Here is an 8,687-nt window from a genome sequence, read left to right as displayed (position 1 = left end):
AAGAGGTCAGTGTTGATGGTTACACTGTTGCGGTTTCTAATAGCAGTGCATATGCCTTTACTGTTACTAACACTCATGTTCCTGTAGTGACTGAAAACAACACATACGTTAATTTAGTCATCGAAAAAATGGTATCAAACTCCACTCCAGAATTAGGTGATGTAATCACATGGACTATAACTGTTACAAATAATGGTCCAGATATAGCTGAAAATGTCGTAATTACTGATGAACTTCCGGCAGGTTTGGTTTTAATTAATTCTGATGTCTATTGGGTATTTGATTCCATCGCACCTGGTGAAAGTGTAAGCGTTGCTGTTAAAACTTTAGTTAACATGTCAGGAACTATTGTTAATGTTGCAACAGTTACAACAACTTCCAACAACACAGGTGATGACAAAACTAACAAAACAATTAACGTGACTAAAATAGTCCCTATAGAAATTGAAGTTGGAAACACTTCCACTCCAAATTATGGAAACGAGTTAAATGAGACAGAAGTTGTTGGAAAGAATAATGAAACTGAAGAACCTCCTTTAGAGATTTATGAAATTCCAGAAGTAACTCCTGAGGAATCAATTCAGTTTGTTGTTAATAAAACACCTTCTGAAAATGTTGATACTCCTGTCATAAGTGTTCCAGATACTCCTGAACCAGTTATCAATCAAACTAATGATGATGATAACTTAACTACTCCTGAAGTAGATGTTCCTGAAAATGTTCCTGTTTCAAACAATACAAATGGAACTAATCCAGGTCCAGATGATAATCATGACAGGGAAGATAATCCAACTGACAATCCAGTGGACAATACAGTTACTTCTAAAAACAACACTCCAGATAAAGATCAAACACAAAAACAAACTAAATCTAGTGATGTTGAAGTTAATGAAAAACAAACTGGAAATCCAATTCTGGTATTGCTATTGACTTTAATGAGTATTTTTGCACTTGAAATTAAAAGAGAACGCAAATAGGATTTAATAAATCCTATTTTTTTATTTTTTTTATAACTTCCCAATGCGGGCAGTATTAAGTTTTAATTAATTCTTACTATTTTTTATATCAAATTGAATATATTTTAATGCATGAAGAAACTTGCAATTTTTGATTTTGATGGAACGTTGGTTGATTCAGTACATGATGTGATAATTTCTTTTAGCAAAGCTTTAGAGATTCACAATTTTCCAGCGCTTACAAAAGAAGAGTACCTTGATAGATTGGGCGGAAACATTGATGAGATCGTATCCCTAATTTTAAAAGACAAAAATTCTCCTGAAAACATTGAAATTCTTAAAGAGACCTATGAAAAAATATATTACAGTTCACAGAATAATCTTACTTGCCCATTTCCCGGTGTTCATGACTTATTGAAATCATTGCAAGAAAAAGGAATATTGCTGGCAATTAATTCCAATAGAAAAAATGATTCTCTTGAAATTTATGTGGAGAGATTCTTTTCGGAAATCAATTTTGTATCTATTGATGGTCAAATTCCGGATTATCCCTCAAAACCAAGCCCCTTTGCCGTAAATAGGATTATGGAAAAGTATAATCTCGATAAGAAAGATTGCATTTATATTGGAGATTCAATAACTGACATCAGAACAGCTCAAAATGCAGGAATCGACTGCTTGCTTGTAAATTGGGGTTATGGAAGAATCAATGCATTTGAAAGTGATTATCCTATTGAGGTTATTGACAATACCTCAGAAATTTTAAAATATTTCTAATTTTCCAAATCTTTCCAGTTCAAAACTTTGTCATCTATAAGAACATTATTGTCAAATAATTTTAAATCATCATTTGAAATTGTAGCTGAAAATCTGAATTTATCAGAAAAAGCACTCCATTTTCCAAATCTTAATTTAAATTCTTTTAAAAATTTTATCAAATCCTCTTTGGGACCTTGGGCAATCAGTGTGTCTCCGCTGCTGTGGAAGATATGGATTGATGAGGAACCGAGATCTCTGTATTTTTTAGGAAGTTTGGAAACTGGCTTATAAATAACATCTCCACTATCAAGTTCAATTTTCCTAAATGAATCTGTTAATGCGAAATCTTCACTGTAGAATTTGAATTTGTTTGTAATCTGATTGATTCTTCCTGCCATGAACAGCTCTAAATAGAATGTGAATGCTAGTTTTTCTTCTAATGAATCAAAATTATCTATAATTGTTTCCAAATTGTCAATTTTAAACTTTAACAGGGAAACCTCATTGGTTTTGCTTAATTTTTTCAGATCATCTTTAGTCAGTTTCCTGTGATTTACATTTGGAATGGCCTGTGGAATTATAGTAAAATCATAATTGACATTATCATTTGTAATTTCATCTGATATTTCCATGAAATTGGTGTTGTTTATCCGATAAATGGTGAATTTGACATTTGGATTTTCATTAATGAATTTAGCGGCGTCCTCTTTTGAATTTTTAAAGATGAAACCCATATCCAATTCCTTAAAAAATACTGAATCCTCAAATTCCTGGCCTGTAAATTCTATTAAATACTCTGAGGTCATCAGTTGCAAATCCAAATCGCTGACATTAACGTCTTCAATTTGGTAATTTTCAATATCATGATTGGTTATGAATCCCAAAACATCCCCATAATCAATAACTTTTGACAAATCAAGATTCAAATCATTCATGATTTTATCTCTTAGTGCAAGTTTCTTTAATTTTTGATAGATTGATGCAGATTGCAGTTTCTCACTGAATTCTAATTTGTCAAAACGAATAATTTTAAGGTCTGCATCATTATCGTTTAACTTGAAGAATTGCGGAATCTTGCTGTTGTCTTCAATGGGTATTGTTGAAGTGTATTTTCTCAATATTGCATTTGAAGTCTTTTCATTTTTGGAATATGATAATTCATCTTTAAATTTATTTTCAAGTTCTTTGTAGTCTTTTTTAATGTCCCATTCCTTTAAATCATCTTTGAAATGGCTGTGAAGCCCTTTCCTGTTAAAAAATCAAGTTCAACAACTGGAATGTAGTAATCGTCATTATCGCAAAATATTGAAACCAATGGAGTATTTAATGTTTTCATAATTAATCTTACGATATGAAGTTATAAATAGATTAACTATTTTTAATTGTAAAGCCAATTAAATATTATGTTATTTGTACAATACCCAAAATGCTCAACCTGCCGAAAGGCTAAAAACTGGCTTGATGAACACAATATTGAATATGAGTCAAGACATATTGTTGAAGATAATCCAAATGCTGAAGAAATCGAAAATTGGTACAATAAATCAGGCTTGCCATTAAAAAGATTTTTCAACACAAGTGGCATGGTCTATCGTGAAAACAAGATTAAGGACAAGCTTCCGGATATGTCCGAGGCTGAACAATTCGAATTGCTTGCAACAAATGGAATGCTTGTAAAACGCCCAATTGTTGTTGGTGATGACTTCGTTCTTGTCGGTTTTAAAGTCAAGGAATGGGAAGAAAAATTATTGTAATTGATTCTTTTAAAAAATAAGATTGTGTACAGATTTTTTAATCTGTACCATTAAATTTTAGAATTGGATTCTGTTTCCAGTCCATAGATCATTGTCTTCAAAGACGTCGACTTCTTCTTCGCTTTCTTTTATATCGTGATTTTTTGTCACTTTGATTTTGCAAATGTTGGCATAATCCCAGTAGATTACATCACCGTTTTCGCAGGTTTCCTTGATATGGTCTTCCCTAAATTCAATTAGCTTGTCTTCGTTTTTGTAGAAGTTTCCGTAGTTGTCATTTCCATATACTATGTGGAAGTGATCGAAGTCTTTTTTGGATATTTCGTGTAATAATCCTTTAATTATACTAGGATAGTTGTATGATCTTTGGTTGTATTTGATTTCCATATTATCTCTCCCGAATTTTAAGGTAAATTTTAATTTACTAATGATATTTTTAGAATTCATTGGAAATAACATTTTGCATTTATTTATAGAAAATAGTGTGAGATAGCAGGAATTTTTTGATTTTACCTTTGGGATCATGATTTTGGTGATGCGCAATGCATCCTCAAAAAACTCCTTTTGGGAAATCCGATGAATATTTATGGGAATATTTTTTTGGAGGTTTGTGAGTTTTCCTTTTTATGTAATTGTTGTTTTAATTATAGGGTATTAGGTAAGATTTTAAATCTTGTTTTTTCAGTTGCTTATTGAATTTAGTTCAACATGCGTGTTCTTTGTAGGAAAATGTATCATCTTCATTCCTTGTTCCTTAAGACATCATTGCTATCTCCGAAAGCCATGGGCATAGCTTTCACTAACAACTTATAGTGATTGTATATAAATGTTTTTTGTAACCATTTGGTTACCGTAACCGTAAGGTTTATATGCTTTAAAAACAAGTCATTATAAACCTATCAATTTTTAGGAGGTATGCTCATGGAAGCTGATAAGCACATTAAATCATGTCCAATGGAATTAGTTGTTAAGTTAATCAATAAGAAATGGGTAATTCAGATTTTACGTGATTTATTTTTCGGTAAATCCCGTTTTCATGAATTCAAGGAAGACAAGCCGAATCTTTCAAATAGGGTGTTAAGCAACTGTTTGAAGGATATGGAGAAAAACGGTTTGATCAGCCGTATTGCTGATAAATATGATAGGAAAAACGTCAAGTACAAACTGACGGAAAAAGGAAAGTCACTAAATCGCGTAATATATGAGATTGCCATGCTGAGCGTTGACAGCGAAACATATTCAGATGCAATCAAAAATGACGTGAAAGCGAAATTCAGAGATACATTGCTCTAAAACTTTAAAAGATATGGCCGGCGGTGCCATATTCAAATTCTTTTTTTAATATATTTTTCTTAAACATATTGGTTTTTTAAAATGCAAACATTAAGTTTAAAAAACAAAAAAATCATAATTAAATGTGTATAAATATTTAGGGGACAAAAATTGTTAGATATTAAATTATTCAGAGAAAATCCGGAATTAATCATTGATTCTGAAAAGAAAAGATTCAGAGATACGGAAAATGTTGAAAAAGTAATAGAATATGACACCTTATGGAGAGAAGGTGAAAGAAAATTAAATTCTCTTAGGTCTGAAAAAAACAAATTATCCAAATCCTTTAAAAAGGCAAAAGAAGAAGGCAATTTGGAGGAGGTTATTGCAAGATCCAAGGAAGTTGCAGCTGAAATCAAAGAGTTGACTGCTAAAAATGCGGAATACTTGCAGCTCCGTGAAGACTACAGATACAAAGTGGGAAACGTCATTGACGAGGACGTGCCTATTTCAGACACTGAAGATGATAATGTGGTTGTCAGGACATATGGTGACAAACATGAATTTGATTTTGAAGCATTAAATCATGTTGATTTGATTGATAAGATTGACGGTGCCGATTTGGAGACTGCAGCAAGCATTGCAGGGGCTCGTTTTTACTACCTTAAAAGAGATATCCTCCACTTGAACCTTGCGTTGATTCAGTTTGCACTTTCAGAATTGGAAGCTGAAGGATACATCCCGATGCAAACTCCATTTTTCGTGAAAGGCGAAGTTGCAGCTGAAACTTCTGAATTGGGCGAGTTTGAGGAAACATTGTACAAAGTGGAAAATGAGGACATGTATCTGATTGCAACTGCTGAGCAGACCTTGGCTGCACTTCACAGAGATGAAATCATAGCTCCTGAAGAGTTGCCTTTAAGATACTGTGCACTTTCAACCTGCTTTAGAAAAGAGGCAGGATCTCACGGAAAGGACACTTTAGGAATATTCAGAGTCCATCAATTCGAAAAGATAGAACAGTTCATATTCTGCAGTCCTGAAGATTCCAAAAACCAGCATGAAAAACTGATGGAAGTGACCGAAAGGATTTATCAGAAATTAGGTCTTCCATATCAAATAATTGCTATCGTATCATCTGCATTGAACGATAATGCAGCAATTAAATACGATTTGGAAGCATGGTTCCCAGGTTCAGGTGCATTCAGGGAATTGGTATCATGTACCAACTGTAAGGATTATCAGGCACGTAAAACTAAAACCCGTGTAGGAAGAGCAGGTTCTGGAGATGCCCAAACTCTGCATACCTTAAACAGTACTGCAATTGCAACTGAAAGAACTATGTGCTGTATTTTGGAAAACTATCAGCAGGATGACGGCAGTGTCAAAGTTCCTGAAGTGTTGGTCCCTTACATGAATGGAAAGACTGTCATTGAAGCTAAAAAATAAGTTTATTTTACATTTCAAGTGTGTTTCTACACACTTTAACTATTTTTAATTATAATTTAACTTGTTGAAATAATATCAATAATTATTTATTTTATAAGAATCTATTTTTAAATACTTTTTTGGAGTAGTGATGAACATGTCAAACAAAGAAGAATTAACTTCACAGGGATACAAGGTCTATGAAACAGATGAAATAATGGTTTTTTGGAAACCTGATTTGTGTGAACATGCTACTGAATGCATTAGAGGAAACAATAAGGTTTTTGACGTATCAAGAAGGCCTTGGGTTGACCTATCACAGGCACCTGCCGATGAAATTGCCAAAATCATTGACAAATGTCCATCTGGAGCTTTGAAATATGAGCTCAAATGAGATTGCAATTAAATTTGAAAGGGATAATAACGCCAGCAGAGCTTATGACGGGGATAAACAAATAGGAGAATGCCATTTCACTTTAGTTGAAGGCAGGTGGGTCATATCCAGAACCGATGTTGATTTGGGTTATGAAGGTTGGGGAATAGGCAAAAAATTAATTCATTGCGTTGTTGAAAATGCACGTAAAGAAAACATCAAGATATTTCCAATGTGTCCCTATGCAAAAAAAGTATTCTTAAAAACTCCTGAATATGAAGATGTGCTTTAACTATTTTTAAAAAATAAAAAAAGAAGGGATGTTAAAATTCTGTTATATCATCCCATGATTCTGTAGGTGATTTTCTACCGTTATACACATCCAAGTCAATTAAATGAGCTTTGAATGAAACGATAATGGTACAGATTGCATCTCCAGTTACATTAACTGCGGTTCTCACCATGTCCAGAATGTGATCTATTCCCATGATTACGCCGATTGCATCAACTGGAAGACCTACGGAATTGAATACCATAGTCAATGTAATTAATCCTACTGATGGAACACCTGCGGTTCCTATGGATGCCATTACTGCTGTGAAAACAACTGTAATCAGAGCTGTTAGTCCCAAATCCATTCCATATGCCTGAGCCGCAAACATTACTGCACATCCCTGCATGATAGCAGTTCCGTCCATGTTGATTGTTGCACCCAATGGAATTGTAAATGAGGAAACTTCCCTTGAAACACCGAGTTCAGAAAGCTTTTCCAGGTTCAAAGGTATTGTTGCATTTGATGTTGAAGATGAAAATGCGAAAAACATTACTGATATGAATTTTCTGAAGAATTTGATCGGATTTAGTCTTGTCATAATAACAAGCAATGACGGATAAACGACAAATGCCTGTATTGCAAGACCTAAAAGCACACATCCGATATATTTGGCCAGTGGCAGCAGACCTTCGAATCCTAATGATGCGAAAGTTTTTGCCATCAGACAGAATATTCCAATAGGTGCGAATTTCATCACGATACGGGTCATTTCCATCATTATTGAGTTTCCCTGTTCAAAGAACTTGTTGACGACATCTGTTTCTTCCCTTAGTTTTGCCAATATGATTCCAACAAGCAATCCGAATATGATTACGGGCAACATATCACCGTTTGCAAGTGAGCTGAAAGGATTTTCGGGAATCATATTTAAAACGGTATCTGTTATTGTGGCGTTTGTTGTAACGTTTCCCTGCGCAAGACCCACCATGTTCAAACCTTGTCCTGGCTGAATCACGCTTGCAATCATAAGGGCAATGCTGACTGCCAATGCGGTTGTTATAAGGTAGATGAGTATTGTTCGACCTCCAATCGTACCGATCTTTTTAATGTCTGAAATTGAAGCCACTCCAACAACAATCGAGAAGAAAACAAGTGGTACAACCAGCATCTTCATTAATCTAATGAATCCGGTTCCTCCAAGGTAGAATACATTGTTGACAAGGATAGTATCTTTAATAAATGTGTCCGCTACAAATAAGTTTAGCAATATCCCTAGAATAAAACCTAAAATCATTCCGATTAGCATCCAGTTTCCCAGGCTTATTGTTTTTAATTTCGAAATCATTTTCCATCTCCCATATTTATATATAATATTTTTGTTGATAATTAGATATAACTATAATGTTTACATTCATGTTATCTCCAATATTTAAAAATGATGTTAAATCTTTTCAATTTAAATTATACTGATATTTTTTTCCCTAAAAAGGATTTTTTGCAATAATATTAATAAGTAAGATTAACATAAATAATAGATAACATTCAGAAAAAATATTTTCAATGAAAATTCCGGTGTTTTTAAATGAAATATAAGAGGATTATTCTGATCATTTGCTTAGTCATGTGTGTTTTATTGGGCATGTCTGGTGTTTTTGCAAATGATTCATTGAATGAAACAATTAGTGGAAGCGATTTGGACTTAAATAGCCTTCAAGCTAACGATTTGGACGATACTCAATTTACACAAACTAAAGAAACATTATCTGTTTCAGTAGTTTATTTTAATGCATCTGCAAGTATTGACGGTGACGGTTCAAAAGCAAATCCATATAAATATTATAAATCTGACAGGATAGGTTATGGTACTGTCG

At 33.4% G+C, this 8,687-nt stretch carries 12 protein-coding genes; 8 read left to right on the top strand and 4 right to left on the bottom strand.

Going from position 1 to position 8,687, the window contains the following annotated elements:
* Positions 1–977, top strand: a 977-nt coding sequence (locus Q0W26_RS10180; protein WP_298524801.1) for a DUF11 domain-containing protein, incomplete at its 5' end; no start/stop codon positions are given.
* A 111-nt stretch (positions 978–1,088) separates the two neighbouring features.
* Positions 1,089–1,733 (top strand): HAD family hydrolase, encoded by a 645-nt coding sequence (locus Q0W26_RS10175; protein ID WP_298524798.1) that lies wholly within the window; start codon positions 1,089–1,091, stop codon positions 1,731–1,733.
* Here the strand turns inward: Q0W26_RS10175 and Q0W26_RS10170 are convergent.
* A complete protein-coding gene (locus tag Q0W26_RS10170) occupies positions 1,730–2,833 on the bottom strand; it encodes a hypothetical protein (RefSeq protein WP_298524795.1) in 1,104 nt (367 codons plus the stop codon). The two genes, Q0W26_RS10175 and Q0W26_RS10170, sit on opposite strands and share 4 nt — an antisense overlap.
* A gap of 95 nt (positions 2,834–2,928) precedes the next feature.
* Positions 2,929–3,051: a hypothetical protein gene (locus Q0W26_RS10165; protein ID WP_298524793.1), complete on the bottom strand. Its 123-nt coding sequence runs from the start codon at positions 3,049–3,051 to the stop codon at positions 2,929–2,931.
* A 67-nt stretch (positions 3,052–3,118) separates the two neighbouring features.
* Between Q0W26_RS10165 and Q0W26_RS10160 the strand changes: the two genes are divergently transcribed.
* Positions 3,119–3,469, top strand: coding sequence for an arsenate reductase family protein (locus Q0W26_RS10160; RefSeq protein ID WP_298524791.1), 351 nt, complete (start codon positions 3,119–3,121; stop codon positions 3,467–3,469).
* Between the two features lie 57 nt (positions 3,470–3,526).
* On the opposite strand, the gene Q0W26_RS10155 is transcribed toward Q0W26_RS10160, so the two are convergent.
* Positions 3,527–3,856 carry a hypothetical protein gene (locus Q0W26_RS10155; RefSeq protein ID WP_298524788.1) on the bottom strand — a complete coding sequence of 110 codons (330 nt, stop codon included), beginning with the start codon at positions 3,854–3,856 and terminating at the stop codon, positions 3,527–3,529.
* Positions 3,857–4,390: 534 nt separating this feature from the next.
* Here Q0W26_RS10155 and Q0W26_RS10150 point away from each other — a divergent pair.
* The 4 genes from Q0W26_RS10150 to Q0W26_RS10135 all read left to right on the top strand — a co-directional run bounded on the left by Q0W26_RS10150 (position 4,391) and on the right by Q0W26_RS10135 (position 6,834).
* On the top strand, positions 4,391–4,762 hold the full coding sequence (locus Q0W26_RS10150; RefSeq protein WP_298524786.1) for a helix-turn-helix domain-containing protein: 372 nt from the start codon (positions 4,391–4,393) through the stop codon (positions 4,760–4,762).
* A 150-nt stretch (positions 4,763–4,912) separates the two neighbouring features.
* Complete coding sequence (gene serS / locus Q0W26_RS10145) at positions 4,913–6,190, top strand: serine--tRNA ligase (RefSeq protein WP_298524783.1); 1,278 nt, start codon at positions 4,913–4,915, stop codon at positions 6,188–6,190.
* Positions 6,191–6,326: 136 nt separating this feature from the next.
* Positions 6,327–6,563, top strand: a complete 237-nt coding sequence (locus tag Q0W26_RS10140) for a (4Fe-4S)-binding protein (RefSeq protein ID WP_298524781.1) — start codon at positions 6,327–6,329, stop codon at positions 6,561–6,563.
* Positions 6,550–6,834 (top strand): GNAT family N-acetyltransferase, encoded by a 285-nt coding sequence (locus Q0W26_RS10135; RefSeq protein ID WP_298524779.1) that lies wholly within the window; start codon positions 6,550–6,552, stop codon positions 6,832–6,834. Before Q0W26_RS10140 ends, Q0W26_RS10135 begins: the two co-directional genes overlap by 14 nt.
* Positions 6,835–6,865: 31 nt before the next feature.
* Here Q0W26_RS10135 and Q0W26_RS10130 read toward each other — a convergent pair whose 3' ends face one another.
* Entirely contained in the window at positions 6,866–8,161 is a 1,296-nt protein-coding gene (locus Q0W26_RS10130; RefSeq protein WP_298524776.1) for a dicarboxylate/amino acid:cation symporter, read from the bottom strand.
* 276 nt (positions 8,162–8,437) lie between these two features.
* Here Q0W26_RS10130 and Q0W26_RS10125 point away from each other — a divergent pair.
* The coding region (locus Q0W26_RS10125; protein ID WP_298524773.1) for a hypothetical protein at positions 8,438–8,687 on the top strand (250 nt) is incomplete at its 3' end.

The sequence above is a fragment of the uncultured Methanobrevibacter sp. genome, from assembly GCF_947169325.1.
Classification (GTDB): Archaea; Methanobacteriota; Methanobacteria; order Methanobacteriales; family Methanobacteriaceae; genus Methanocatella.
This window is presented reverse-complemented; position numbering and strand designations above follow the sequence as displayed.